General features: G+C 61.4%; 22 protein-coding genes, 5 tRNA genes and 3 rRNA genes. 13 read left to right on the plus strand and 17 right to left on the minus strand.

The features are described 5' to 3' along the window. Window positions 1-12 precede the first annotated feature (12 nt). Window positions 13-1,386 carry a glutathione-disulfide reductase gene (gene gorA / locus NRG74_RS07195; RefSeq protein ID WP_257706155.1) on the minus strand — a complete coding sequence of 458 codons (1,374 nt, stop codon included), beginning with the start codon at window positions 1,384-1,386 and terminating at the stop codon, window positions 13-15. A 127-nt stretch (window positions 1,387-1,513) separates the two neighbouring features. Next, window positions 1,514-2,344, minus strand: coding sequence for a UTP--glucose-1-phosphate uridylyltransferase GalU (gene galU, locus NRG74_RS07200; RefSeq protein WP_007161840.1), 831 nt, complete (start codon window positions 2,342-2,344; stop codon window positions 1,514-1,516). Window positions 2,345-2,583: 239 nt separating this feature from the next. Between galU and NRG74_RS07205 the strand changes: the two genes are divergently transcribed. After that, window positions 2,584-3,066 (plus strand): hypothetical protein, encoded by a 483-nt coding sequence (locus NRG74_RS07205; protein ID WP_231355378.1) that lies wholly within the window; start codon window positions 2,584-2,586, stop codon window positions 3,064-3,066. 149 nt (window positions 3,067-3,215) lie between these two features. Continuing rightward, window positions 3,216-3,590: a hypothetical protein gene (locus tag NRG74_RS07210; protein WP_064308804.1), complete on the plus strand. Its 375-nt coding sequence runs from the start codon at window positions 3,216-3,218 to the stop codon at window positions 3,588-3,590. On the opposite strand, the gene NRG74_RS07215 is transcribed toward NRG74_RS07210, so the two are convergent. The 3 genes from NRG74_RS07215 to NRG74_RS07225 form a co-directional block, all read right to left on the minus strand. Next, window positions 3,556-3,912: an antibiotic biosynthesis monooxygenase family protein gene (locus NRG74_RS07215; protein WP_257706156.1), complete on the minus strand. Its 357-nt coding sequence runs from the start codon at window positions 3,910-3,912 to the stop codon at window positions 3,556-3,558. The two genes, NRG74_RS07210 and NRG74_RS07215, sit on opposite strands and share 35 nt — an antisense overlap. Further along, complete coding sequence (locus tag NRG74_RS07220; protein WP_257706157.1) at window positions 3,909-4,619, minus strand: glutamine amidotransferase-related protein; 711 nt, start codon at window positions 4,617-4,619, stop codon at window positions 3,909-3,911. Before NRG74_RS07220 ends, NRG74_RS07215 begins: the two co-directional genes overlap by 4 nt. A gap of 176 nt (window positions 4,620-4,795) precedes the next feature. After that, window positions 4,796-5,833 (minus strand): NADP(H)-dependent aldo-keto reductase, encoded by a 1,038-nt coding sequence (locus tag NRG74_RS07225; RefSeq protein WP_173147314.1) that lies wholly within the window; start codon window positions 5,831-5,833, stop codon window positions 4,796-4,798. 193 nt (window positions 5,834-6,026) lie between these two features. Here NRG74_RS07225 and NRG74_RS07230 point away from each other — a divergent pair, with 193 nt between their 5' ends. The 5 genes from NRG74_RS07230 to tcyN all read left to right on the plus strand — a co-directional run bounded on the left by NRG74_RS07230 (window position 6,027) and on the right by tcyN (window position 10,082). Then, window positions 6,027-6,680 (plus strand): 7-cyano-7-deazaguanine/7-aminomethyl-7-deazaguanine transporter, encoded by a 654-nt coding sequence (locus NRG74_RS07230; protein ID WP_257706158.1) that lies wholly within the window; start codon window positions 6,027-6,029, stop codon window positions 6,678-6,680. Window positions 6,681-6,748: 68 nt separating this feature from the next. Beyond that, window positions 6,749-7,741 carry a D-cysteine desulfhydrase gene (locus tag NRG74_RS07235; protein ID WP_257706159.1) on the plus strand — a complete coding sequence of 331 codons (993 nt, stop codon included), beginning with the start codon at window positions 6,749-6,751 and terminating at the stop codon, window positions 7,739-7,741. Window positions 7,742-7,852: 111 nt separating this feature from the next. Further along, window positions 7,853-8,650, plus strand: coding sequence for a cystine ABC transporter substrate-binding protein (gene tcyJ, locus NRG74_RS07240; protein ID WP_257706160.1), 798 nt, complete (start codon window positions 7,853-7,855; stop codon window positions 8,648-8,650). Further along, window positions 8,647-9,321 carry a cystine ABC transporter permease gene (tcyL, locus tag NRG74_RS07245; RefSeq protein ID WP_064308810.1) on the plus strand — a complete coding sequence of 225 codons (675 nt, stop codon included), beginning with the start codon at window positions 8,647-8,649 and terminating at the stop codon, window positions 9,319-9,321. Before tcyJ ends, tcyL begins: the two co-directional genes overlap by 4 nt. Continuing rightward, complete coding sequence (gene tcyN, locus NRG74_RS07250) at window positions 9,318-10,082, plus strand: L-cystine ABC transporter ATP-binding protein TcyN (protein ID WP_064308811.1); 765 nt, start codon at window positions 9,318-9,320, stop codon at window positions 10,080-10,082. Before tcyL ends, tcyN begins: the two co-directional genes overlap by 4 nt. On the opposite strand, the gene epsC is transcribed toward tcyN, so the two are convergent. After that, on the minus strand, window positions 10,073-11,017 hold the full coding sequence (gene epsC, locus NRG74_RS07255) for a serine O-acetyltransferase EpsC (protein WP_017639976.1): 945 nt from the start codon (window positions 11,015-11,017) through the stop codon (window positions 10,073-10,075). The genes tcyN and epsC overlap by 10 nt on opposite strands. Window positions 11,018-11,133: 116 nt before the next feature. On the opposite strand from epsC, the gene sseA reads away from it, so the two are divergent. The 6 genes from sseA (at window position 11,134) to NRG74_RS07285 (ending at window position 15,839) form a co-directional block, all read left to right on the plus strand. Further along, window positions 11,134-11,985 (plus strand): 3-mercaptopyruvate sulfurtransferase, encoded by an 852-nt coding sequence (sseA, locus tag NRG74_RS07260; protein WP_257706161.1) that lies wholly within the window; start codon window positions 11,134-11,136, stop codon window positions 11,983-11,985. A 157-nt stretch (window positions 11,986-12,142) separates the two neighbouring features. Continuing rightward, the gene (gene ahpC, locus NRG74_RS07265; protein WP_007161854.1) at window positions 12,143-12,706 is read left to right on the plus strand and encodes an alkyl hydroperoxide reductase subunit C; all 564 of its coding nucleotides are present in this window, start codon (window positions 12,143-12,145) and stop codon (window positions 12,704-12,706) included. Between the two features lie 83 nt (window positions 12,707-12,789). Then, a complete protein-coding gene (ahpF, locus tag NRG74_RS07270; RefSeq protein WP_257706162.1) occupies window positions 12,790-14,349 on the plus strand; it encodes an alkyl hydroperoxide reductase subunit F in 1,560 nt (519 codons plus the stop codon). A gap of 213 nt (window positions 14,350-14,562) precedes the next feature. Continuing rightward, window positions 14,563-15,228 (plus strand): gamma-glutamylcyclotransferase, encoded by a 666-nt coding sequence (locus NRG74_RS07275; protein ID WP_017639979.1) that lies wholly within the window; start codon window positions 14,563-14,565, stop codon window positions 15,226-15,228. Then, a complete protein-coding gene (locus NRG74_RS07280) occupies window positions 15,225-15,452 on the plus strand; it encodes a TIGR02450 family Trp-rich protein (protein WP_064308814.1) in 228 nt (75 codons plus the stop codon). Before NRG74_RS07275 ends, NRG74_RS07280 begins: the two co-directional genes overlap by 4 nt. 126 nt (window positions 15,453-15,578) lie before the next feature. Beyond that, window positions 15,579-15,839, plus strand: a complete 261-nt coding sequence (locus NRG74_RS07285; RefSeq protein WP_007161858.1) for a hypothetical protein — start codon at window positions 15,579-15,581, stop codon at window positions 15,837-15,839. Between the two features lie 43 nt (window positions 15,840-15,882). On the opposite strand, the gene NRG74_RS07290 is transcribed toward NRG74_RS07285, so the two are convergent. The 11 genes from NRG74_RS07290 to NRG74_RS07340 all read right to left on the minus strand — a co-directional run bounded on the left by NRG74_RS07290 (window position 15,883) and on the right by NRG74_RS07340 (window position 25,348). Then, window positions 15,883-15,969 (minus strand) — tRNA-Leu (locus tag NRG74_RS07290). A gap of 107 nt (window positions 15,970-16,076) precedes the next feature. After that, window positions 16,077-16,150, minus strand: a tRNA-Cys gene (locus tag NRG74_RS07295). 36 nt (window positions 16,151-16,186) lie between these two features. Further along, window positions 16,187-16,262 (minus strand) — tRNA-Gly (locus NRG74_RS07300). A gap of 61 nt (window positions 16,263-16,323) precedes the next feature. Further along, window positions 16,324-16,884: a CDP-diacylglycerol--glycerol-3-phosphate 3-phosphatidyltransferase gene (gene pgsA, locus NRG74_RS07305; RefSeq protein ID WP_017639981.1), complete on the minus strand. Its 561-nt coding sequence runs from the start codon at window positions 16,882-16,884 to the stop codon at window positions 16,324-16,326. A gap of 31 nt (window positions 16,885-16,915) precedes the next feature. Next, entirely contained in the window at window positions 16,916-18,742 is a 1,827-nt protein-coding gene (uvrC, locus tag NRG74_RS07310; protein WP_026083722.1) for an excinuclease ABC subunit UvrC, read from the minus strand. A 1-nt stretch (window position 18,743) separates the two neighbouring features. Next, window positions 18,744-19,388, minus strand: a complete 645-nt coding sequence (gene gacA / locus NRG74_RS07315; RefSeq protein WP_257706163.1) for a response regulator transcription factor GacA — start codon at window positions 19,386-19,388, stop codon at window positions 18,744-18,746. Window positions 19,389-20,097: 709 nt separating this feature from the next. After that, window positions 20,098-20,213 (minus strand): 5S ribosomal RNA (rrf, locus tag NRG74_RS07320). A 158-nt stretch (window positions 20,214-20,371) separates the two neighbouring features. Continuing rightward, window positions 20,372-23,264 (minus strand): 23S ribosomal RNA (locus NRG74_RS07325). Between the two features lie 292 nt (window positions 23,265-23,556). Then, window positions 23,557-23,632: transfer RNA gene (locus NRG74_RS07330), tRNA-Ala, on the minus strand. A gap of 6 nt (window positions 23,633-23,638) precedes the next feature. Continuing rightward, window positions 23,639-23,715 (minus strand) — tRNA-Ile (locus tag NRG74_RS07335). 96 nt (window positions 23,716-23,811) lie between these two features. Continuing rightward, a 16S ribosomal RNA gene (locus NRG74_RS07340) occupies window positions 23,812-25,348 on the minus strand. Together the 16S, 23S and 5S rRNA genes with 2 tRNA genes alongside form the textbook arrangement of a ribosomal RNA operon. Window positions 25,349-25,370: the final 22 nt, after the last annotated feature.

The following is a 25,370-nucleotide window of genomic DNA, read 5'->3' on the forward strand; positions in this document are numbered from 1 at the left end:
CGAGGCGCCCGATCAGCGCGCCTCGTCCTCGCGAACCGGTTTGCGCATGGTGACCCACTCTTCCGCGGCGGTGGGGTGGATGCCCAGGGTGTCGTCGAAGCAGGCCTTGGTCGCTCCGGCCTTGAGGGCGATGGCCAGGCACTGGATCTGCTCGCCGGCGTCCGGCCCCACCATGTGGCAACCCAGCACCTGATCGCTGTCGGCATCCACCACCAGCTTCATCAGGGTGCGCTCCTGCACCTCGGTCAAGCTCAGCTTAGTCGGCCGGAAGCTGCTCTGGAAGATCTTCAGCCGGTGGCCACGCTCGCGCGCCTCTTCCTCGCTCAGGCCGATGCTGGCCAGGTTGGGCAGGCTGAAGACCGCGCTGGCGATCAGGTCGTAGTTCAGCGGGCGATAGCTGTCGGGGCTGAACAGGTGTCGCGCCAGGGTCATGCCCTCGGCCAGCGCCACCGGGGTCAGTTGCACCCGACCGATGACGTCGCCGATGGCGTAGATCGATGGCTCCGTGGTCTGGAAGGTCTCGCCGACCTCGATGAAGCCCCGCTCGTCCAGGGCGACCCCGGTGTTTTCCAGCCCCAGGTCATCCAGCATCGGCCGGCGGCCAGTGGCATAGAAGACGCAATCGGCTTCCAGGACGCGCCCGTCCTTGAGCGTCACCTGCAGGCTGCCATCGGCGACCTTGTCGATCCGCGCCACGTCGGCGTTGAACTGCAGATCATGGCCACGTTTGAGCATCTCGTCGCGCAGGTGCTCGCGCACGCCCTGGTCGAAGCCGCGCAGGAAAAGTTCGCGGCGATACAGCAGGGTGGTCTTGGCGCCCAGGCCCTGGAAGATCGAGGCGAATTCCACGGCGATGTAGCCACCGCCCACCACCACCACCCGCTTGGGCAGCTCCGGCAGGTAGAAGGCTTCGTTGGAGGTGATGGCATGCTCGCGACCAGGGAAATCCGGTACGTCCGGCCAGCCACCGGTGGCGATGAGGATGCGCTCGCAGCGATAACACCGGCCTTCCACCTCGACGGTGTGGGGATCGAGGATGCGGGCATGGGCCTCCAGCAGGGTCACTCCGCTGTTGACCAGCAGGGCGCGGTAGATGCCGTTCAACCGGCGGATCTCGTGATCCTTGCTGGCGACCAGGGTATTCCAGTCGAAGGCCGGGACCTCGGCGTCCCAGCCATAGCCCCGGGCCTGACGGAATTCATCGCGAAAGGAAGCGCCGTAGATGAAGTATTTCTTGGGCATGCAGCCCACGTTCACACAGGTTCCGCCGAGGTAACGGCTTTCCGCTACCGCCACCCGGGCCCCGAAGTCGGCGGCGAAACGCGCCGCGCGCACGCCGCCCGAACCGGCGCCGATCACGAAGAGGTCGAAATCATAGGTCGTCATGGAGCTCTCTCTCTGCTGCTGCTGGCGCCAGCATAACGCAAGGCCACCCCGGGCAGCGGCACGGCTGGCCGACCGCCAGAAACGACGAGGCCACCCGCAGGTGGCCTCGTCCATCGCACAGGGCGTCTTACAGCGCCTTGTACAGATTCTCGAAGCAGAAGTTGGTGGCTTCCACGAAGCCTTCCGCGCTACCGCAATCGAAACGCTGCCCCTTGAATTTGTAGGCCAGTACGCAACCATCCTGGGCCTGCTTCATCAGGGCGTCGGTGATCTGGATCTCGCCACCCTTGCCCGGCTCGGTCTGTTCGATCAGGTCGAAGATGTCCGGGGTCAGGATGTAGCGGCCGATGATCGCCAGGTTGGACGGCGCATCTTCCGGCTTGGGCTTCTCGACCATGTTGTTCACCCGGTAGATGTCGTCACGGATCATCTCGCCGGCGATCACACCGTACTTGTTGGTCTCGTTGGCCGGGACTTCCTGGATGGCCACGATGGAGCAGCGGAACTGGTTGTACAGCTTGACCATCTGCTTGAGGACGCTGTCGCCTTCCAGGTTCAGGCAGAGGTCGTCCGCCAGGACCACGGCGAAGGGCTCGTCACCGATCAGCGGGCGGCCGGTCAGGATGGCGTGACCCAGGCCCTTCATTTCCACCTGACGGGTGTAGGAGAAGGTGCAGTTGTCGATCAGCTTGCGAATGCCGACCAGGTACTTTTCCTTGTCGGTGTTCTTGATCTGGCTTTCCAGCTCGTAGCTGATGTCGAAATGGTCTTCCAGCGAGCGCTTGCCACGACCGGTGACGATCCCGATCTGATGCAGGCCCGCCTCCAGAGCTTCCTCCACGGCGTACTGCACCAGCGGCTTGTTCACAATGGGCAGCATTTCCTTGGGCATGGCTTTGGTCGCAGGGAGAAAACGAGTGCCATAGCCGGCTGCCGGAAACAGACATTTGGTGATCATGGGAGTCCTTTGATCTGTACGTGAAGGCAAAACGAACGGCGGTCTATCCAGCCGCTTGTCGCATACAATGCCCGAAGCGCGCGACGCTGGAAATAGCCAGGCATGGGCGCTCTGTGGACGTGCGGATACGACTCCAGGATTGCCTTCCGGTTCTGCGCAAAGCTGCAAAGAACTGCTATCGTCCAAAGTTTGGAACCAGCGTCACGACTCCGCGGATAGATCTCGACATGAAGAAATGGATGCTCCCGTTGCTGTGTGTTTCCCTCGCCGGCTGCTCCCTGGGCGGTCACCACGAGGTAGCGGAAACGCGGCCGCTCAGCGCGGAACAGACCACCCTGCTGCGCCAGAACGACCTGTTGCAGGCCAAGCTGCTGGTATTGGGTGGCAGCGAAGAACAGCTCAAGCTCGCGGATGCCCTGCTCTTGCGCAACGGCGGGACCAGTGCCGATGGCGAGGTGGAGTTCTATCGCGCGGTGATCGCCATCAAGCAGGGCCCGCAGACCGATGATGTCCTGGAATTGCTGAACGCCTCTGCCGATCATCGTTATCCGCTGGCCTATGCCCTGCTCTATCGCCTGTACACAGATCCCTTCCTGGTTCCTGAAGCGGATCCCATCCAGGCGCAGACCTACAAGAGCGCCTATGGCGAGCTGGCGGTGGCCAAGAGTGGCTATCCGTCCTTCGACAAGGCCGTGGAAGTCACCCGCCAGCTGGCGCCCTGAGCCGCCCCTCTAGCCGGCCGCTTTGCGGCCGTTCACAGTCTGGCACTGGCGAATGAGCAGCCGTTGACCTTTCCTTCATGTGAATGATGTCAATGGGCCGCACGACGGTAGCATCGAGCCTCTACCGTCCGCCGCCCAGAGCCATTCCCATGTCCTCGCTTGGCAAGCTGTCACCCGATATCGTTGCCGCCCGCACCGTGACGCAGCGGCTCGTCCTGCTGCTGATCGGGTTCTTCGCGCTGGCCATCCTGCTGACGCGGCTGCCGACCTTCATCAACGCCGCCAGTGGCGAAACCTGGCAGATCCGTGGCGGCCAGATTCCGCTGATGCAGTATCCCTCAATGCCGGAGCGCAGCGTGGTCGCCAATCGCCAACTGCTCGCCATGCTCGAACCAGGGGACCGCATCCTGGTCCTGGAAAGCGCGCCCTTCCGCCCCTGGAAGAAGGTCATGCTGATCGGCGAAGACAGTCGCATCGGCTGGATTCGCGTCACTCCGGCGCTGGGCGCGATCCGCCTGGAATGACGCCAGTCCCGAAGCGCGACGACAGCAGCCGCAGGACCCAGGTGTCATGCCAGCGATACCAGCGTTCATGGCCCAACCGTTGCGCCTGGCGATGCTCCGGATGGGCACCCCAGGCCGCAACCGCGGCCTGGTCGGTCCAATAGGACAGGGTGATACCCAGGCCATCGGCGCCGCGTACCGATTCCACCCAGAGAAAGCCCGGTTGCGCCTGCGCCAGCTCAAGCATGCGCGCCGCCATGCGCTCATAGGCCGGATCGTCGTCTGCCCGTTGCGAGACGAAGGCGATCACCACGCAATCGGGCGGCAGGTCCGGCCGGCTCATGGCTGCGGTCTCCGCGCTGCGACCACGGCCTCCAGCCAGGCGCGCACCGCGGCGGGCACCCGGCCGGTCAGCGCCTCACGCTCGGGCTGATAGAGGGTGCCGAAGTGGCAGGGCTGGGTACCCAGCTCGAAGGCCACGGGCACCTCTTCCTCATCCCAGGCCAGTACCCGCCAGCCGGCGGCGAGCAAGGCCGGCAGGTACTCGGGATTCACGCCGAAGCGACAGTGATAGCTGGCCTGCGCCCGCAGACCGCCCTCGCCCTCGCCCTCCGCCAGGCGCGAACCGGGCTCCAGGCGGAGCTCATTGTGATACTCGATGCGGGCACAGCTCAGGGGCGCCAGCAGCGCTCGCGACGTCAGCGGATCCTCCTCGGCGTGGGCCGCATCCGTCCAGCCCAACACGGCATGAGCGTACTCCAGCAGGGCGTACTGCAGCCCGCCACAGGTACCGAGAAAGGGAATCCGCCGTTCACGGGCGGTGCGAATGCTCGCCAGCACCCCGTCTCGATTACGGTAGGGACTACCCGGCACGCACCAGAGGCCATCGCACTCAGCCAGGGCGCCATCGGCCGCCACACTCGGCAGCCAGCGTGATCGCAACGTGATGCCCAATGTCCTGGCGGTCAGCGCCAGGGCCTGGGGGATGGCCTGATGAGCCACGATGGAAGCGTCCTGGTCACCCAGGAGCACGATTTCGTACGACGTCATGACGGACACCTGCAGGCGTGGAAGGTCCGACCGACTCTAGGGCGTCGGGGCCGCGATTTTAATAGGCGTCGCGGACAGCAGGCCTTGCGCCACTGCCCTGTTGGTCACCGTCCAGTCAGGCGAGCCAAAAAAAGCGCCCGGTACCGCTGCTGTACCGGGCGCCGGATACCGCGCGATCAGGGCGCCGGATTGGGCTGGTCGACGTGGATGGCTTCGATGGCGGCCAGGGTTTCCTGGTCCAGTACCAATTCGCTGCTCGCCAGGTTGCTTTCCAGCTGAGCGAGAGAGGTGGCGCCGATGATGTTGCTGGTCACGAAGGGCCGGCTGGTGACGAAGGCCAGGGCCATCTGCGCCGGATCCAGACCGCGTTCCCGTGCCAGCTCGACATAGGCCTGGGCAGCCCTTTGCGCCTGGGGATTACTGTAGCGCTGGAAGCGTTCGAACAGGGTCAGCCGCGCCCCTTCTGGGCGCGCGCCCTGCAGGTACTTGCCCGCCAGCACGCCGAAGGCCAGCGGCGAATAGGCCAGCAAGCCCACCTGCTCGCGGATGGCCTGCTCCGCCAGTCCCACCTCGAAGCTGCGATTGAGCAGGTTGTAGGGATTCTGGATGGAGACCACCCGCGGCCAACCCCGGGTCTCGCTCAGGTGCAGGAATTGCTGGACGCCCCAGGGCGTCTCGTTGGACAGCCCCACATGGCGGACCTTGCCCGCGCGCACCAGGCCGTCGAGGGCCTCCAGGGTCTCTTCGAGGGGCGTGAAGGCCGCCTCGCTGTGCTCGTAGCCCAGCTGACCGAAGTAGTTGGTGCGGCGATCCGGCCAGTGCAGCTGGTAGAGATCCAGATAGTCTGTGTTGAGCCGCTGGAGACTGGCCTCCAACGCCGCGGTGAGATTGGCCTTGGTAAAGGCCAGACCGCCCTCGCGGATATAGTCCATGTCGCGCCCCGGACCGGCCGCCTTGCTGGCCAGCACCCAGTCGGCACGATCGCCATGCCGACGGAAGTAGTTGCCGATGATGGTCTCGGTGCGGGTATAGGTCTCGGCACGTGGCGGCACCGGATACATCTCCGCCGTGTCGATGAAGTTGACCCCAGCGGCCTTGGCGGCACGCAGCTGTTCGAAGGCCTCGGCCTCGGTGTTCTGCTCACCCCAGGTCATGGTGCCCAGCGCGATGGCGCTAACCTTGAGATCGGTACGACCCAGCGATCGAAAGTGCATCAGGAAGCTCTCTGTCGGTGCGGAAGTCGTACAAGTTAGCAGGAGGCTGCCCGCTCTGCCCATCGCGTTGATGAGCCTTTCGATCGGGCGCCGACCACCGCACCCTCGCCAGGCGCGCCGCGAATCCGTAGAATGCCGCCCCGCCTCAGCGCCCTGGGTTCCCTCACCCCAGGTAACCAAAAAAGGACTGCCCATGTCTGCCTTGCTTGCCACCCCGAAGCGTGCCCTCGTGGCCGCGCTCGTCGCCTTCCATATCCTCATCATCATCGCCAGCAACTACCTAGTGCAGTTGCCATTGCAGCTGTTCGGCTGGCACACCACCTGGGGCGCCTTCAGCTTTCCCTTCATCTTTCTCGCCACCGACCTCACCGTCCGAGTGATGGGCAAGGCGCCGGCCCGCCAGGTCATCGCCCGGGTCATGCTCCCAGCGCTGGTGGTTTCCTACGCGGTCTCGGTGCTGTTCCAGGACGGCAGCTTCCAGGGCTGGGCGGCGCTGGCCGCGCTCAACGTTTTCGTCCTGCGCATCTCCCTGGCCAGCTTCTGCGCCTATGTGCTCGGCCAGCTGCTCGACATCCAGGTGTTCGACCGGTTGCGGCGTTCGCGCCACTGGTGGCTGGCGCCCACGGTCTCGACCCTGTTCGGCAACGCCCTCGATACCCTGGCCTTCTTTTCCATCGCCTTCTGGCACAGCGACAATCCCTTCATGGCCAGCCACTGGCCAGAGATCGCCCTGGTCGACTACGGCGTCAAGCTGACGGTCAGCCTGCTGCTCTTCGTACCCCTCTACGGCGTACTGCTGCGCTCGTTGGTGCCCCAGGCCTGGGCGCGTCGTCCGGACCTCGCCTGAGGCCAGGATTGCTGGCGGGCAGGGCTTGGCCCTAGAGTGATGCCCTCTTCACTGCCCAGGGTCCCGCCATGCTCGCCACTGCCCTCGCCCGCTTTCCGCGCCTGACGCTGCAACCCTCGGCGACCCCGCTGGAGGTCCTGCCGCGGCTCTCGGCGGAGCTGGGCCGACCGGTCTACTGCAAGCGCGACGACACCACCAGCCTGGCCCTGGGCGGCAACAAGGTGCGCAAGCTGGAATACCTGGTCGCCGAGGCGCTGGCCGTCGGCGCCGACACCCTAGTGACCGCCGGGGCCATCCAGTCCAATCATGTCCGTCAGACCGCCGCCGTCGCCGCGCAACAGGGCCTGGCCTGCGTCGCCCTGCTGGAAAATCCCATCGCCACCGCGGATCGCGGCTACCTGCACGGCGGCAATCGCCTGCTGCTGGAACTGTTCGGTGCCGAGATCAGGTCGGTCGCCGCACTCGACGACCCGATCCGCCAGCTGGAGGCCGAAGCCGAGCGCCTGCGTCAGCAAGGACGCAAGCCCTGGGTGATTCCCATTGGTGGCTCCAGCGCCCTGGGCGCCCTCGGCTATGTGCGTGCGGGTCTGGAACTGGACGCTCAGTTGGACGCCCTGGACCTGCAACCCGCGGCCATCATCCTGGCCTCCGGCAGTGCCGGCACCCAGGCCGGCCTGGATCTGGCCTTGCACCATTTGCGCCCCGACCTGCCGGTGATCGGCGTCACCGTCTCCCGTACCCAGGCCGACCAGTTGCCCAAGGTCACCCAGCTGCGCCAGCAATTGGCCGAGCTGCTGGGCGTCGCGCTGCCCCAGGATCCGCCGCAGCTACGCGACGGCTACTTCGGCCCCCGCTATGGCGAACCCAATGCCGGCACCCTGGCGGCCATTCGCCGGCTGGGCCGACTGGAAGGCCTGGTGCTCGACCCGGTCTACACTGGCAAGGCCATGGCCGGCCTGCTGGACCTGGTGGCGAGCGGCGCCCTGCCACCCGGCCCGCTGGTCTTCCTGCACACCGGCGGCGCGCCGGGCACCTTCGGCTATGGCGACTGGTTGGCGTGATCGGCTAGCAACGAACTGGACGATGGCATAACGTCAGCAGTTTTCGGACTTGGGATGTCAGATCAGACACCCCCATAGTGGCGCACCCTAACAACCTCAAGGATTTCCTTCATGCGCAAGCCTCTCCCCCAGCGTCTGCTCCGTAGCGCCACCCTGCTGTTGGCCCTGGGCCTGGCCCACCAGGCCACCGCCCAGGCGGAAGACCTCCTGCAGACCGTCAAGCAGCGCGGCGAACTCGTCGTCGGCCTGGAAGGCACCTACCCGCCCTTCAGCTTCCAGAACGAACAGGGCCAACTGACCGGGTTCGAAGTGGACTTCGCCAAGGCCCTGGCCAAGGAACTGGGCGTCGATGCCAAGATTCAGCCCGGCAAGTGGGATGGCCTGCTGGCCGCCCTGGAATCCCGTCGTCTGGACGTGGTGATCAACCAGGTCACCATCAGCGACGAGCGCAAGAAGAAATACGATTTCTCCACCCCCTACACCGTCTCCGGCATCCAGGCCCTGGTGCGCAAGGACGACGTCGACAGTATCAAGACCGCCGCCGATCTCGCCGGGAAGAAGGTCGGTGTCGGCCTGGGAACCAACTACGAGCAGTGGCTGCGCCAGAACGTACCCAAGGCGGACGTGCGCACCTACGAAGACGATCCCACCAAGTACCAGGACCTGCGCGTCGGCCGCATCGACGCCATCCTCGTCGACCGCCTGGCCGCCCTGGAATTGCTGTCCAAGACCAAGGATCGTCTGGCCCTGGCCGGCGAACCTTTCAGCCGCCAGGAGTCGGGCATCGCCGAACGCAAGGGTGATCCGGAATTCCATGCAGCGGTCGACCAGGCCATCGCCAAGTTGCGCGCCGACGGCACCCTGGCCAAGATCTCCGAGAAGTGGTTCAAGGCCGACGTCACCCAATGAGCGACACGCTACAGCTCCTGCTCGATTCGCTGCCCTTCCTCCTGAAGGGCGCGATCTGGACCGTGGTCCTCAGCCTCGGCGGCATGTTCTTCGGCCTGCTGCTGGGCTTCGGCCTGGCCCTGTTGCGTCGCTCCCAGAGCCTGCCGCTACGCAGCCTGGCGCGGCTGTACATCTCGTTCTTCCGGGGTACGCCGCTGCTGGTGCAGCTGTTCGTCATCTACTACGGCCTGCCCGAGCTGGGTCTGCAGCTCGATCCGCTGCCGGCGGCGCTGATCGGCTTCTCGCTGAACATGGCCGCCTACACCGCGGAAATCATCCGCTCGGCCATCGGCGCCATCGACCGCGGCCAGTGGGAAGCCGCCGCCAGCATCGGCATGACGCCATTGCAGACCCTGAGGCGGGCCATCCTGCCCCAGGCCCTGCGCATCGCCCTGCCGCCACTGGGCAACAGCTTCATCTCGCTGGTGAAGGACACCTCGCTGGCCGCCACCATCCAGGTGCCTGAGCTGTTCCGCCAGGCCCAGCTGATCACTGCCCGCACCTTCGAGATCTTCAGTCTCTACCTGGCCGCGGCGCTGCTCTACTGGGTGCTGGCCAGCTTGTTGTCCACCCTGCAGAATCGCCTGGAACGGCACTACGGGCGTCACATCAACGAGCGAGGCCCGTCATGATCGAGGTGCAGGGGCTGTCCAAGTCCTTTCAACAGCAGACCGTGCTCCAGGCCATCGACCTCCAGGTGGCTCAAGGCGAGGTGGTGGCCATCATCGGTCCCAGCGGCTCGGGGAAGACCACCCTGCTGCGTTGCCTGAATCTGCTGGAGACCCCGGAGGCCGGCAGCATCCGCCTGGGGGACCTGCGCATCGATGCCAACCGGCCGCTCAAGGCCCAGCAGGGCAGCATTCGCACGTTGCGCCAGCGCATGGGCTTCGTCTTCCAGAACTTCAATCTGTTTCCCCATCGCACCGCGCTGGAGAACGTGATCGAGGGTCCCCTCATCGTCCAGGGCGAGCCGCGCGATACCGCCCTCGTCCGCGGTCGCGAGCTGCTGGCCAAGGTCGGGTTGGCCGACAAGGTCGACAGCTATCCAGGGCAGCTATCGGGTGGCCAGCAGCAGCGGGTCGCCATCGCCCGGGCGCTGGCCATGCGCCCCCAGGCCATCCTCTTTGACGAACCCACCTCGGCGCTGGATCCCGAACGGGTCGGCGAGGTGCTGGAGACCATCCGCGGGCTGGCCCAGGAGGGTCGCACCCTTCTCATCGTCACCCACGAGATGGCCTTCGCCCGCGACGTCGCCCACCGGGTGCTGTTCATGGACGGTGGACGCATCGTCGAGCAGGGCCCGGCGGCCGAGTTGTTCAATCACCCACGCGAGGAACGAACCCGGCGCTTTCTCGCCAAGTTCGCTCGTGACAACGCCGCCGACTACTCCTGAGCCAGACCGGCGCAGCCCTGCAGGCTGGCCTGGCTGACGTTGCTGTTGGCCGGCACGCCATGGGTCAGCCAGACGTTGCCGCCGATGGTCGAGCCCTGGCCGATGGTGATGCGCCCGAGGATGGTCGCTCCGGCATAGATCACCACGTCGTCCTCGACGATGGGATGGCGCGGGTGCCCCTTCTTGAGGTTGCCCTCGGCATCGGCCGGGAAGCGCTTGGCGCCCAGGGTCACCGCCTGATAGATGCGTACCCGGTCACCGATGATGCAAGTCTCGCCAATCACCACGCCCGTGCCATGGTCGATGAAGAAGCCTTCGCCGATCTGGGCGCCCGGATGGATATCGATCCCGGTCGCCGAATGCGCCCGCTCACTGACCATGCGCGCCAGCAACGGCAGGCCGCTGCGATAGAAGTGATGGGCGATGCGGTGATGGATCATCGCATGGATGCCCGGATAGCAGAGCAGCACCTCGTCCACGCTGCGCGCCGCGGGATCACCCTGGTAGGCGGCGATCACGTCGGTATCCAGCAGACGGCGCAGGTCCGGCAACGCCAGGGCGAAGGCCTGCACCAGCCGGCGCGCCTCGTCGGCGCGATTGACGCCATTCTCGCCACGCTGCTTGGCGAAATAGTCCAGCTCCAGCTTCGCCTGGATCATCAACGCATTGAGCGCGCGCTCCAGCTCGAAGCCGACATAGAAGTCCTCGCTTTCCTGGCGCAACTGATCCGGACCGAGGCGCAGCGGAAAGAGCGCACCGCTCAGGGATTCGATCACGCTGGCCATGACGCTGCGCGACGGCAATTCGCGGCCGCTGAATTCGCGGAAGCGTCCATGGGTCTCGCGCCATTGGCTGCGTGCCTCATGCAGTTCACCGACGATCCGTCCTAGTTGCCAATCGTTGCCGCCCGTGGATTGCCCGTTAAGTTCGCTCATAAGTCATCTATCCAGTTGCCAGGCTGACGAGGATAAAGTATCCGCTGATCCCTGACAGCCCACGTCACGCCAGGCGCGCTAAGCTGTCGCCCTTTGTTCATCAAGGAACGCCGCCCATGATCGCCTCCCCGCTGGTCACCGCCACCTGGCTGCAGGAGCAACTCGGTCGCCCGGATCTGCTGATCCTCGATGCCAGTCTCTACCTGCCCAACGAACCCCAGATCGCCGACGAGACCTATCGACAGCAGCACATCCCGGGTGCCCTGCGCTTCGATATCGAACACTTCTCCGATCCGGACACCCCGCTGCCGCACATGGTCCCCACCGCGGGTCGTTTCGCCCGCCTCGCGGGCGAATTGGGCGTCACCCCCGAGACGACCCTGGTGGTCTACGACCAGAAGGGCCTTTTCTCCGCTGCCCGGGCCTGGTGGCTGTTCCGTCTGTTCGGCCACGACCAGGTGATGGTGCTCGATGGCGGCCTGCCACTCTGGCGGGAACAGGGCCTGCCGCTGGAGGCCGGTGAAAACCAGCCCAGCCCGCAGCCGCCCTACCCGGTCATCTTCAACAATCGCCTGCTGTGTGGCCTGGGCGATGTGCAGACCGCGCTCAGCCTGGGCCAGACCCAGGTCCTCGATGCCCGCGGCGCCAAGCGCTTCACTGGCGAAACTCCCGAACCACGCCCAGGCGTGGCCTCTGGTCATATGCCCGGCAGCCTGAATCTGCCCTACGACAGCCTGCTGACCGCGGCCGGTACCCTGCTGCCACCCCAGGAGCTGCGCCAGCGCTTCCAGGCACTGGGTATAGATGGCCTGCATCCGGTGATCACCAGCTGCGGCAGTGGCGTCACCGCCGCGGTACTGCTGCTCGCCCTCAGCGTCGCCGGCCTGCCGGATGGTCGACTCTACGACGGCTCCTGGAGCGAATGGGGTCAGCATCCGGCTACGACTAAGGCGCTGGGCCCGGCCTGAGGCAGGCTAAGTCACTGATTTGACTCAATACCTGTAGTATCCGATAGAGACGCCCAATCGTTGGCATCGCCTTTAACAATGAGGTGAATCGTCAAAATGCGATTAGTATGCGTCCTATCGATTTCAACCCTGACTTAAACCTATCAAGGAGTCATCAATGTCCCTGATCAACACCGAAGTGAAGCCTTTCACCGCGACCGCCTACCACAACGGCAAATTCGTCCAGGTGACCGAGGCCGATCTGAAGGGCAAGTGGTCCGCCATTGTCTTCTACCCGGCCGACTTCACCTTCGTGTGCCCCACCGAACTGGAAGACCTTGCTGACCTGTACCCCGAGTTCCAGAAGCTGGGCGTCGAGATCTACGGCGTGTCCTGCGACACCCATTTCGCGCACAAGGCCTGGCACGACACCTCGGAAGCCATCAAGAAGGTGAACTACCCGCTGGTAGGCGATCCCACCGCTCGCCTGGCACGCAACTTCGAAGTCCTGATCGAAGAGGAAGGCCTGGCCCTGCGTGGCACCTTCCTGATCAACCCGGAAGGCCAGATCAAGCTGTGCGAAATCCACGACAACGGCATCGGCCGTGACGCCAGCGAACTGCTGCGCAAGGTCCGCGCTGCCCAGTACGTCGCCAACCACCCGGGCGAAGTCTGCCCCGCCAAGTGGAAAGAAGGCGAAGCGACCCTGACCCCCTCGCTGGACCTGGTCGGCAAGATCTAACGCCCGCCTGATCTAGCCCGAGCGCCCGGGCGCCTTGCCCGCGCGCTCTTTTTTTGCCCATTTTTTACGGAAGCCACGTCGCCATGTTGGACGCCAATCTGAAAGCCCAGCTCAAGACCTACCTCGAACGCGTCACGCGCCCCATCGAGATCGTCGCGTCCCTCGACGATGGCGCGAAGTCCCGTGAAATGCACAGCCTGCTGCAGGACATCGCCAGCCTGTCCGATCAGGTCAGCCTCAGCACCGACGGCAGCGATGCGCGTCGTCCCTCCTTCGCCCTGCTGACCCCAGGTCAGAACATCGACCTGCGCTTCGCCGGTCTGCCCATGGGCCACGAATTCACTTCCCTGGTCCTGGCCCTGCTGCAGGTGGGCGGTCATCCCTCCAAGGCCAGCCAGGACATCATCGAGCAGGTCAAGGCCCTCGACGGCGACTACCAGTTCGAAACCTATTTCTCCCTCTCCTGCCAGAACTGCCCGGACGTGGTGCAAGCCCTGAACCTCATGGCCGTGCTCAACCCCCGGGTCAAGCACGTCGCCGTCGACGGCGCCCTGTTCCAGGACGAGGTCGAGCGTCGCCAGATCATGGCCGTGCCCAGCGTCTACCTGAACGGCGAACCCTTCGGCCAGGGCCGCATGGGCCTGGAAGAAATCGTCGCCAAGCTCGACACCGGCGCCGCTGCCCGCTCCGCCGACAAGCTCAACGCCAAGGACGCCTTCGATGTCCTGGTCATCGGAGGTGGCCCAGCCGGTGCCGCAGCCGCCGTCTATGCCGCACGCAAGGGCATTCGTACCGGCGTCGCCGCCGAGCGTTTCGGCGGTCAGGTATTGGACACTCTGGCTATCGAGAACTTCATCTCCATCAAGGAGACCGAAGGTCCGAAACTGGCCATGGCCCTGGAAGAGCACGTCAAGCAGTACGAAGTCGACATCATGAACCTGCAGCGCGCCGAGCAGCTGATCCCGGCACACGAAGCCGGCGGCCTGCACGAGGTTCGCTTCACCGATGGCGGCTCGCTCAAGGCCAAGACGCTGATCCTCGCCACCGGTGCCCGCTGGCGCGAAATGAACGTCCCGGGCGAGCAGGAATACCGCAACCGCGGCGTGGCCTACTGCCCGCACTGCGACGGCCCCCTGTTCAAGGGCAAGCGCGTCGCCGTGATCGGTGGCGGCAACTCGGGTGTCGAGGCCGCCATCGACCTCGCCGGCATCGTCGCCCAGGTGACTCTGATCGAGTACGACGGCCAGCTGCGTGCCGACGCCGTGTTGCAGCGCAAGCTGTTCAGCCTGCCCAACGTGACCGTCATCACCAGCGCCCTCACCAGTGAAGTCAAGGGTGACGGCCAGAAGGTCAACGGCCTGGTCTACAAGGATCGCAATTCCAGCGAATTCCATCACATCGACCTGGAAGGCGTTTTCGTACAGATCGGCCTGGTGCCCAATACCGATTGGCTCAAGGGCACCGTCGAGCTGTCGCCGCGCGGCGAGATCGAAGTCGACGCCCGTTGCCAGACCTCCCTGCCCGGCGTCTTCGCCGCAGGCGACGTCACCACCGTGCCCTACAAGCAGATCGTCATTGCTCTGGGCGAAGGCGCCAAGGCTTCTCTGGCCGCCTTCGATCACCTGATCCGCACCAGCGTCTGATTGGTCTCGTGCTCTTTTCTCAGCCCGGCAACCGCCGGGCTTTTTTTCGTCTGGCGCTTTTTCGCTGCGCCCTGGCATGTTTCTCGCTGCAACCTAACCAGGCGTCATAAAGATGGGCACGAACGGTCTAGGAGTTCTTCCCGGACTTTCGTTAGGATCTTAGTGCCGGGTTCCTAGACCTGGCAGCTCCAGCGGTTGAGGACCAGGCGACATATGCACAGACAGATTTCTTCCAGCACCCACGATTCCTATCCCCCCAAGCTGGCGCCCGCCACCCCGCTCACCCATCCTGAACTCGTAGCCTCTCTGGAGGCCACCCTGGCCCAACGCCAACCCGGCCCAGTGTGGCTGTTCGCCTACGGCTCGCTGATCTGGCGCCCCGAGTGCCCCGCCGTCGCCGTGCGCCGGGCTCGGGTACATGGCTACCACCGTGGCCTCTATCTCTGGTCCCAGCTACACCGCGGCACCCCCGAGCAGCCCGGCCTGGTACTGGGTCTGGATCGCGGCGGCTCCTGCTCGGGCTTCGCCTACCAGTTGCCCGATGATCAGCTGGACGATCATCTGCTGGCGCTCTGGAAACGGGAGATGCCAGATGGCTCCTATCGCCCCCGCTGGCTGCAATGTCACCTCGAAGACGGCAGCAAGGTCCAGGCGCTCGGCTTCGTGCTCAAACGCAATCTCCCCTGCTATGCCGGCAGCCTCTCCGATGACATCCTCAATCGCGTCCTGACCGAAGCCTGCGGCCATTTCGGCACCACCCTGGAGTACGTCGAGCGCACCATCACGGCGCTCAGGGCCCACGCCATGCCCGATCGCAACCTCGAAGCCTTGCTGCAACGTTATCGCAGCGCCCCGCTGCTGGAGGCCATGCAGGGATGAGGCAACGTCAGATCAACCCCAACAAGCTGCTGCTCAGCAAATGGACGGCCGTCCAGCCGCGGGAACGGCAAAAGCACTTCATCGTCACCCGCGTTCACACCCCGGACGTCGAGACCGACCCCATCTCGCAGATAGATATACAAGCCGTTCTCACTCGCCGCACCTGGACGCTGGACTGGCACGAGCTGCAGGATGCAGAATGCTGGCTGCAAGGCTGGCAATGAAAATCCGAAAGCAGCGCCGGGATTTTGCGACTAGCATCGCGATATGACGGCACTTTTCTGCAAAGGTGAAACCCTGTAGCAGCCAATGCTGTCACAGTGCCACCTTTGAACAGGAAGCTCTTCCGGATGACCCTCTATGTCGAACTCGCCAGTGCCTTCAACACCCTGAAAGGCGGATTCGAGCCGTTGCGCTGCGTGATCTCCACGCGCGATCAGCGTGCCTACGATGTCGAGGTCTTTTCCCGCAGCGGTCAGTCGGTACTCAACCGCCCCATCGCCCGCACCGAATTGCTCGACGCCGCCATGCTCGAGGCCTTCATTCTCGACAGCCGTTCCCGTATCGAACGCGACGCGGATGAAACACCCTACTGGACGATTCCCTCCTAAACGAAAAAAGGCCACTCATGCATGAGTGGCCTTTTTCTTTGGATGGTGCCCGAGGCCGGAATCGAACCGGCACGACCGTTAAGTCGAGGGATTTTAAGTCCCTTGTGTCTACCAGTTTCACCACTCGGGCATAGCCGGACTCAGCAATTTCCGAGTCCGCAGAACCTGATCCAGTATTCACACATCCCTGGATGATGAAAAGCCCCGTAGACCTGAGATCTACGGGGCTTTCAATAGTGGAGGCCGAGGTCGGAATCGAACCGGCGTACACGGATTTGCAATCCGCTGCATGACCACTCTGCCACCCGGCCTCAAACCTGAATGTCTTGCGACACTCATGTAAAACATGGAGCGGGAAACGAGACTCGAACTCGCGACCCCGACCTTGGCAAGGTCGTGCTCTACCAACTGAGCTATTCCCGCTTGGTGACGGGCGCCATTCTATCTGAGCTACCCTTTATGTCAAGCCATTGATTCAAAAAACTTATTTCTTTTTCTCGGCGCTCATCAGGTGCGGCCAGGCCGCCATCAGATAGGTGCACATGGACCACAGGGTCAAGGCCGCCGCGACGATGAGCAAGGCATAACCACTGATCACCCAGAAAGTCATCTGCGGCGGATTGGCCAGCAGAATGACAAGGGCCAGCATCTGCGCCGCCGTCTTCCACTTACCCAGATTGGATACCGCCACCTGGGCACGCGCACCCAGCTCGGCCATCCACTCACGCAGTGCGGACACCACGATCTCGCGACCAACGATGATGACGGCAGGCAACGTCAGCCAGGCGTTGGCATGCTCCTGCACCAGCAGCACGAGCGCCACGGCGACGATGAGCTTGTCCGCCACCGGATCCAGGAAGGCGCCAAAGGGCGTGCTCTGCCCCAGGCGACGGGCCAGGTAGCCATCCAGCCAATCGGTCGCACAGGCGATGGCGAAGACGGCACTGGCGGTCCAGTAACTCCAATGGACTGGCAGGTAGAACAGGATGACGAAGAGCGGAATGAGGAAGACGCGCAGTACGGTAAGCAGATTTGGAATATTCATTGGCGCGGCTATTGGTGAACGTGAGGCGATTCTACTCGCTGTGCAAGGCCGCATAAATCTGCTCGGCCAGCTTTTTGCTAATGCTTGGCGCTTTGGCGATCTCCTCGATACTGGCGCGCTGCAATTCACGCAGTCCGCCGAAGTGCTTCAAGAGCTCCTGGCGGCGCTTGGGTCCGATGCCGGCGACCTCCTCCAACGAGGACGTCCTGCGTGCCTTGCCGCGACGTGCGCGGTGTCCGGTGATGGCGAAACGGTGCGCCTCATCGCGAATCTGCTGAATGAGATGCAGCGCGGGGGAATGAGCCGGCAGGGTGAATTCGTTGGAAGGATCGTCCAGATACAGCACTTCGAGCCCCGGCTTGCGAGTAACGCCCTTGGCGACCCCCAGCAGGACCAGGTCCGGCACGGCGAGCTCCCTGAGCACCTCGCGGGCCATGGCCAACTGGCCCTTGCCGCCATCCACCAGCAGAATGTCGGGCAACTTGCCCTCGCCGGCCTTCAGCCGGCTGAAGCGCCGCGTCAGCGCCTGGTGCATGGCCGCATAGTCGTCACCGGCCGTCACACCTTCGATGTTGTAGCGACGATAGTCCGACTTGAGCGGCCCTTCTGGCCCGAAGACCACGCAAGACGCCACCGTCGCTTCGCCGCTGGAATGACTGATGTCGAAACACTCCAGCCGTTGCGGAGGTTCTGGCAGATCCAGCGCCTGCACCAGGGCATCGAAACGCACCCCCATGTGCTGACGATTGGCGAGACGCGTATTCAAGGCCTGCTCCGCATTGGTCACCGCCAACTGCTGCCAGCGTGCCCGGGTACCCCGGACGCGATGGGCAATGACCAGCTGGCGCTTGTGAACCTCGGCAAAGGCGTCGATCAGGGTGGCGAAGTCCTCATGGACGGAGTTTACGATGATCTCGTCCGGCAGGTCCCGCTCCAGGTAGGCGAGGTAGTACTGTTCCAGGAAGGCGGCCAGCACTTCGCTGGAGTCTTCCTCGATCCCCACCTCCGGAAAGAAATTCTTGCTACCCAGTACTCGCCCGCCGCGAACACTGACCAGATGCACACAGGCCCCACCCGGGTTGACCAGGGCGGCTATGACATCGACGTCCCCAGTCCCGCCCTCGATGCTCTGCTGATCCTGCACCCGCCTGACCAGGGCCACCTGATCACGCAACTCCGCTGCTCGCTCGAACTGCAGATTGATCGAGGCGGTTTCCATCTTGGCTTGCAGCTCTTCGGCCAGGGCATTGCTGCGGCCTTCGAGAAACATGGCCGAATGGCGAACGTCCTCGCCATACTCCTGCTCGCTGACCAGCGCGACACAGGGGCCCTTGCATCTCTTAATCTGATACTGCAGGCAGGGACGCGTCCGATTGCGGAAGTAGTTATCGTCGCACTGCCGTACCTGAAAGGCTTTCTGCAGCAGATTGAGGCTTTCGCGAATGGCACCGGCGCTGGGATAGGGTCCGAAATAACGCCCCTTCCCTCTCTTCTCGCCACGATGAATGGTCAGCCGAGGATACTGATCCTCGGTGGAGAGATAGACATAGGGGTAGGACTTATCATCCCTCAACAGGATGTTGTAGGGCGGGCGCCACTGCTTGATGAGGTTTTGTTCCAGCAGGAGCGCTTCGGTCTCGTTGCCGGTGATGGTGATCTCGATCTGGGCGATCTTGGACACCATGGACGCCGTTTTCGGCGCTAAACCAGTCTTTCTGAAGTAGCTCGAAAGACGGTTCTTGAGGTTCTTGGCCTTGCCTACATAGAGGAGCTTACCGCCCCCATCGAACATCCGGTAGACACCCGGACGTCCACTGCAACCGGATAGAAAGGCCGCAGCATCGAAAGATTGACTCATATCAACTCGCTGCATCTACCATGCCGTGGCGAACAGCCAACATGGCCAATTCGACATCGCTGGTAATCGATAATTTCTCGAAGATCCGATAGCGGTAGGTGTTGACGGTCTTGGGCGACAGGCAGAGCTTGTCAGAGATCACCTGGACTTTCTGGCAGCCGGCAATCATCAGGGCGATCTGGATCTCGCGCTCGGACAGCTGATCGAACGGCGAGGCCTCTGCCTTGGACTGAAAAGGCTTCAGGGCGAGCTGTTGAGCGATCTGCGCACTGATGTAACGCCGCCCGGCGAAAGCTTGCTTGATGGCGGTGATCATCTCTTCGATATCCGCCCCCTTGGTCAGATACCCTGCCGCGCCGGCCTGCAGCAGCCGGGTCGGGAAGGGATCTTCTTCACAGGCGGTCACGACCACCACCTTCAGATCGGAGCGACTGCGCAGCAGCTTGCGAGTGGCTTCCAGCCCGCCGATACCAGGCATCCGGACATCCATCAAGACGACATCCGGCTCCAGCTCGCGAGCCAGCTTTAGTGCATTTTCGCCACTGTCGGCCTGGCCGACGACCTGAATTCCTGCCACATCCGCCAACATCCTCACGATGCCAGTACGAACAAGATCATGATCGTCGACAACCAGCACCTTGATCAAAATCGAATCCCCTTCGCTTGCGCTTTCATCGCTTGCGTCACCTAAACAACAGTCCGCGGATCCCAACGTTCAAGGGATAGGATCCTAGGCTACGCTATAAATTTGATTGGTCAGGCAAAGAAAAAAGGGGTACGACGCTGCGCACCCCTTGCCTACCGGCCTTAGGCCACTGGGCATTGTATACCGAAAAAACGCATGAGATTGAAGCGGATCCAGAATCATTACAGATTAGAGTATCGACAGTCCTACCAGTGGTACGACGAAGCCTGCCTATCGCAGCACTCTTACGATGTCTTTCATACGGCGATGCGCTCTATCTGCTTCGGCAGCGCCCTGGCAGCAGCAACGTGATCGCGGCCATAGCTAGGTGGTCTGCGGCCTGTTGGGCTTCGCTGCGCTCAGCACCAACCTACGCCGGGTCTGTGCCGCGTTTCAAACACGACAGCCCGGCTACGCCGGGCTGTCGGTGCTCTTGCAGACCTCCAGCCGCACCTGATCCAGCAAGCACAGCTCAAGCCTCAGCCACTCCGCTCACGTCCCCTCTCCCCCCGGGAGAGGGCTAGGGTGAGGGCAACCTCAGCCGCATGACTGCCCGGCTTCCGCTGGCAGGGCTATCGGCCCAAGTGCCTTGGCGTCCAGCCAAACTTTTCCCGCCCCAAAGACAACACCCCCGCCAGAGTGATCTGAGCGGGGGTGCTGGGTGTTAGGCGCTTGACGATGACCTACTCTCACATGGGGAAACCCCACACTACCATCGGCGATGCATCGTTTCACTTCTGAGTTCGGGAAGGGATCAGGTGGTTCCAATGCTCTATGTTCGTCAAGCAATTCGGTTGGCTGGCCAGGCGTTGAAGCTTACCTGGCTGGCCCAATTGGGTCGGTGATCGAAGTAGACAACTCGTCTTGGGTCTTGCGAACCCACGCGCCGTTTTCGGCGTCGTCTTCCTCACGCTCTGACTGCGGTCAGATTGTTTGGGTGTTATATGGTCAAGCCTCACGGGCAATTAGTATCGGTTAGCTCAACGCCTCACAGCGCTTACACACCCGACCTATCAACGTCGTAGTCTTCGACGGCCCTTCAGGAAGCTCAAGGCTCCAGTGAGATCTCATCTTGAGGCAAGTTTCCCGCTTAGATGCTTTCAGCGGTTATCTCTTCCGAACATAGCTACCCGGCAATGCCACTGGCGTGACAACCGGAACACCAGAGGTTCGTCCACTCCGGTCCTCTCGTACTAGGAGCAGCCCCTCTCAAATCTCAAACGTCCACGGCAGATAGGGACCGAACTGTCTCACGACGTTCTAAACCCAGCTCGCGTACCACTTTAAATGGCGAACAGCCATACCCTTGGGACCGGCTTCAGCCCCAGGATGTGATGAGCCGACATCGAGGTGCCAAACACCGCCGTCGATATGAACTCTTGGGCGGTATCAGCCTGTTATCCCCGGAGTACCTTTTATCCGTTGAGCGATGGCCCTTCCATACAGAACCACCGGATCACTAAGACCTACTTTCGTACCTGCTCGACGTGTCTGTCTCGCAGTCAAGCGCGCTTTTGCCTTTATACTCTACGACCGATTTCCGACCGGTCTGAGCGCACCTTCGTACTCCTCCGTTACTCTTTAGGAGGAGACCGCCCCAGTCAAACTGCCCACCATACACTGTCCTCGATCCGGATGACGGACCAGAGTTAGAACCTCAAGGTTGCCAGGGTGGTATTTCAAGGATGGCTCCACGCAGACTGGCGTCCACGCTTCAAAGCCTCCCACCTATCCTACACAAGCAAGCTCAAAGTCCAGTGCAAAGCTACAGTAAAGGTTCACGGGGTCTTTCCGTCTAGCCGCGGATACACTGCATCTTCACAGCGATTTCAATTTCACTGAGTCTCGGGTGGAGACAGCGCCGCCATCGTTACGCCATTCGTGCAGGTCGGAACTTACCCGACAAGGAATTTCGCTACCTTAGGACCGTTATAGTTACGGCCGCCGTTTACCGGGGCTTCGATCAAGAGCTTCGCTTGCGCTAACCCCATCAATTAACCTTCCGGCACCGGGCAGGCGTCACACCCTATACGTCCACTTTCGTGTTTGCAGAGTGCTGTGTTTTTAATAAACAGTCGCAGCGGCCTGGTATCTTCGACCGGCATGAGCTTACGGGGTAAACCCTTCACCCTCACCGGCGCACCTTCTCCCGAAGTTACGGTGCCATTTTGCCTAGTTCCTTCACCCGAGTTCTCTCAAGCGCCTTGGTATTCTCTACCCGACCACCTGTGTCGGTTTGGGGTACGGTTCCTAGTTACCTGAAGCTTAGAGGCTTTTCCTGGAAGCATGGCATCAACCACTTCTCCTTCTAAAAGAAGGATCGTCATCAGCTCTCGGCCTTAACTGTCCGGATTTACCTAAACAGTCAGCCTACCACCTTAAACTTGGACAACCAACGCCAAGCTGGCCTAGCCTTCTCCGTCCCCCCATCGCAGTAACTAGAAGTACGGGAATATTAACCCGTTTCCCATCGACTACGCCTTTCAGCCTCGCCTTAGGGACCGACTCACCCTGCGTCGATTAACGTTGCGCAGGAACCCTTGGTCTTTCGGCGTGCGAGTTTTTCACTCGCATTGTCGTTACTCATGTCAGCATTCGCACTTCTGATACCTCCAGCAAGCTTCTCAACTCACCTTCACAGGCTTACAGAACGCTCCTCTACCGCATCACCAAAGGTGATACCCGTAGCTTCGGTGCCTGGTTTGAGCCCCGTTACATCTTCCGCGCAGGCCGACTCGACTAGTGAGCTATTACGCTTTCTTTAAAGGGTGGCTGCTTCTAAGCCAACCTCCTAGCTGTCTAAGCCTTCCCACATCGTTTACCACTTAACCAGGACTTTGGGACCTTAGCTGACGGTCTGGGTTGTTTCCCTTTTCACGACGGACGTTAGCACCCGCCGTGTGTCTCCCATGCTCGGCACTTCTGGGTATTCGGAGTTTGCATCGGTTTGGTAAGTCGGGATGACCCCCTAGCCGAAACAGTGCTCTACCCCCCAGAGTGATACATGAGGCGCTACCTAAATAGCTTTCGAGGAGAACCAGCTATCTCCGAGCTTGATTAGCCTTTCACTCCGATCCACAAGTCATCCCCTGCCTTTTCAACGGAAGTGGGTTCGGTCCTCCAGTCAGTGTTACCTAACCTTCAACCTGCTCATGGATAGATCGCCCGGTTTCGGGTCTATTCCCAGCGACTAAACGCCCTATTAAGACTCGCTTTCGCTACGCCTCCCCTATTCGGTTAAGCTCGCCACTGAAAATAAGTCGCTGACCCATTATACAAAAGGTACGCAGTCACCTAACAAAGTAGGCTCCCACTGCTTGTACGCATACGGTTTCAGGTTCTATTTCACTCCCCTCTCCGGGGTTCTTTTCGCCTTTCCCTCACGGTACTGGTTCACTATCGGTCAGTCAGGAGTATTTAGCCTTGGAGGATGGTCCCCCCATATTCAGACAGGGTTTCTCGTGCCCCGTCCTACTCGATTTCATTGATAAGAGCGTTTCGCGTACAGGGCTATCACCCACTATGGCCGCACTTTCCAGAGCGTTCCGCTACTCTCAAATCAACTTAAGGGCTGGTCCCCGTTCGCTCGCCACTACTAAGGGAATCTCGGTTGATTTCTTTTCCTCAGGGTACTTAGATGTTTCAGTTCCCCTGGTTCGCCTCTTAACCCTATGGATTCAGGTTAAGATACCTAGCTTATGCTAGGTGGGTTCCCCCATTCAGAGATCTCCGGGTCACAGGTCATTTGCCACCTCACCGAAGCTTATCGCAGGCTATCACGTCTTTCATCGCCTCTGACTGCCAAGGCATCCACCGTATGCGCTTCTTCACTTGACCATATAACCCCAAGCAATCTCGCTGACGTCCAAGGACGCTACCGATCTGCAGGGCGCTAGATGAGTGAAGACGACATTTCGCCGAAAACTTGCGCTTGAGTTCGCAAGATTTTACCTTGACGACACTAACTGCCAGTGAAAACAGTTAATGCAGTCTACTTCTATCACTTTCCCAATTTTTTAAAGAACAGTTCTGATCAAAGACCAGACATCAACGTTTCACTTCCCATTATGCAGGGTAGTAAACGCTCATGTCTGAGCTTTCAAGCAATCGCGTTAGCGGTAGGTGGAGATGGTGGAGCCAAGGAGGATCGAACTCCTGACCTCCTGCGTGCAAGGCAGGCGCTCTCCCAGCTGAGCTATGGCCCCATCGATTGGTGGGTCTGGGCAGATTCGAACTGCCGACCTCACCCTTATCAGGGGTGCGCTCTAACCAACTGAGCTACAGACCCAATCGTCTTACCTTGAGTCTAACTAACTCAATTGCTCTTCTATCAGTGAATCAAGCAATTCGTGTGGGTGCTTGCCAGCAAGCTGACATCTTCGATTAAGGAGGTGATCCAGCCGCAGGTTCCCCTACGGCTACCTTGTTACGACTTCACCCCAGTCATGAATCACTCCGTGGTAACCGTCCTCCCGAAGGTTAGACTAGCTACTTCTGGAGCAACCCACTCCCATGGTGTGACGGGCGGTGTGTACAAGGCCCGGGAACGTATTCACCGTGACGTTCTGATTCACGATTACTAGCGATTCCGACTTCACGCAGTCGAGTTGCAGACTGCGATCCGGACTACGATCGGTTTTATGGGATTAGCTCCACCTCGCGGCTTGGCAACCCTTTGTACCGACCATTGTAGCACGTGTGTAGCCCTGGCCGTAAGGGCCATGATGACTTGACGTCATCCCCACCTTCCTCCGGTTTGTCACCGGCAGTCTCCTTAGAGTGCCCACCATAACGTGCTGGTAACTAAGGACAAGGGTTGCGCTCGTTACGGGACTTAACCCAACATCTCACGACACGAGCTGACGACAGCCATGCAGCACCTGTGTCTGAGTTCCCGAAGGCACCAATCCATCTCTGGAAAGTTCTCAGCATGTCAAGGCCAGGTAAGGTTCTTCGCGTTGCTTCGAATTAAACCACATGCTCCACCGCTTGTGCGGGCCCCCGTCAATTCATTTGAGTTTTAACCTTGCGGCCGTACTCCCCAGGCGGTCAACTTAATGCGTTAGCTGCGCCACTAAGATCTCAAGGACCCCAACGGCTAGTTGACATCGTTTACGGCGTGGACTACCAGGGTATCTAATCCTGTTTGCTCCCCACGCTTTCGCACCTCAGTGTCAGTGTCAGTCCAGGTAGTCGCCTTCGCCACTGGTGTTCCTTCCAATATCTACGCATTTCACCGCTACACTGGAAATTCCACTACCCTCTACCGCACTCTAGCCAGACAGTTTTGGATGCAGTTCCCAGGTTGAGCCCGGGGATTTCACATCCAACTTATCAAGCCACCTACGCGCGCTTTACGCCCAGTAATTCCGATTAACGCTTGCACCCTTCGTATTACCGCGGCTGCTGGCACGAAGTTAGCCGGTGCTTATTCTGTCGGTAACGTCAAAACTCACAGGTATTCGCTGTAAGCCCTTCCTCCCAACTTAAAGTGCTTTACGACCCGAGGGCCTTCTTCACACACGCGGCATGGCTGGATCAGGCTTTCGCCCATTGTCCAATATTCCCCACTGCTGCCTCCCGTAGGAGTCTGGACCGTGTCTCAGTTCCAGTGTGACTGATCATCCTCTCAGACCAGTTACGGATCGTCGCCTTGGTAGGCCTTTACCCTACCAACTAGCTAATCCGACCTAGGCTCATCTAATAGCGTGAGGTCCGAAGATCCCCCACTTTCTCCCGTAGGACGTATGCGGTATTAGCGTTCCTTTCGAAACGTTGTCCCCCACTACTAGGCAGATTCCTAGGCATTACTCACCCGTCCGCCGCTGAATTGAGGAGCAAGCTCCTCTCATCCGCTCGACTTGCATGTGTTAGGCCTGCCGCCAGCGTTCAATCTGAGCCATGATCAAACTCTTCAGTTAAGTAGACTGATCGGGTTTTGAG

It is taken from the genome of Pseudomonas oryzihabitans (assembly GCF_024652905.1).
Taxonomy (GTDB): Bacteria; Pseudomonadota; Gammaproteobacteria; order Pseudomonadales; family Pseudomonadaceae; genus Chryseomonas; species Chryseomonas benzopyrenica.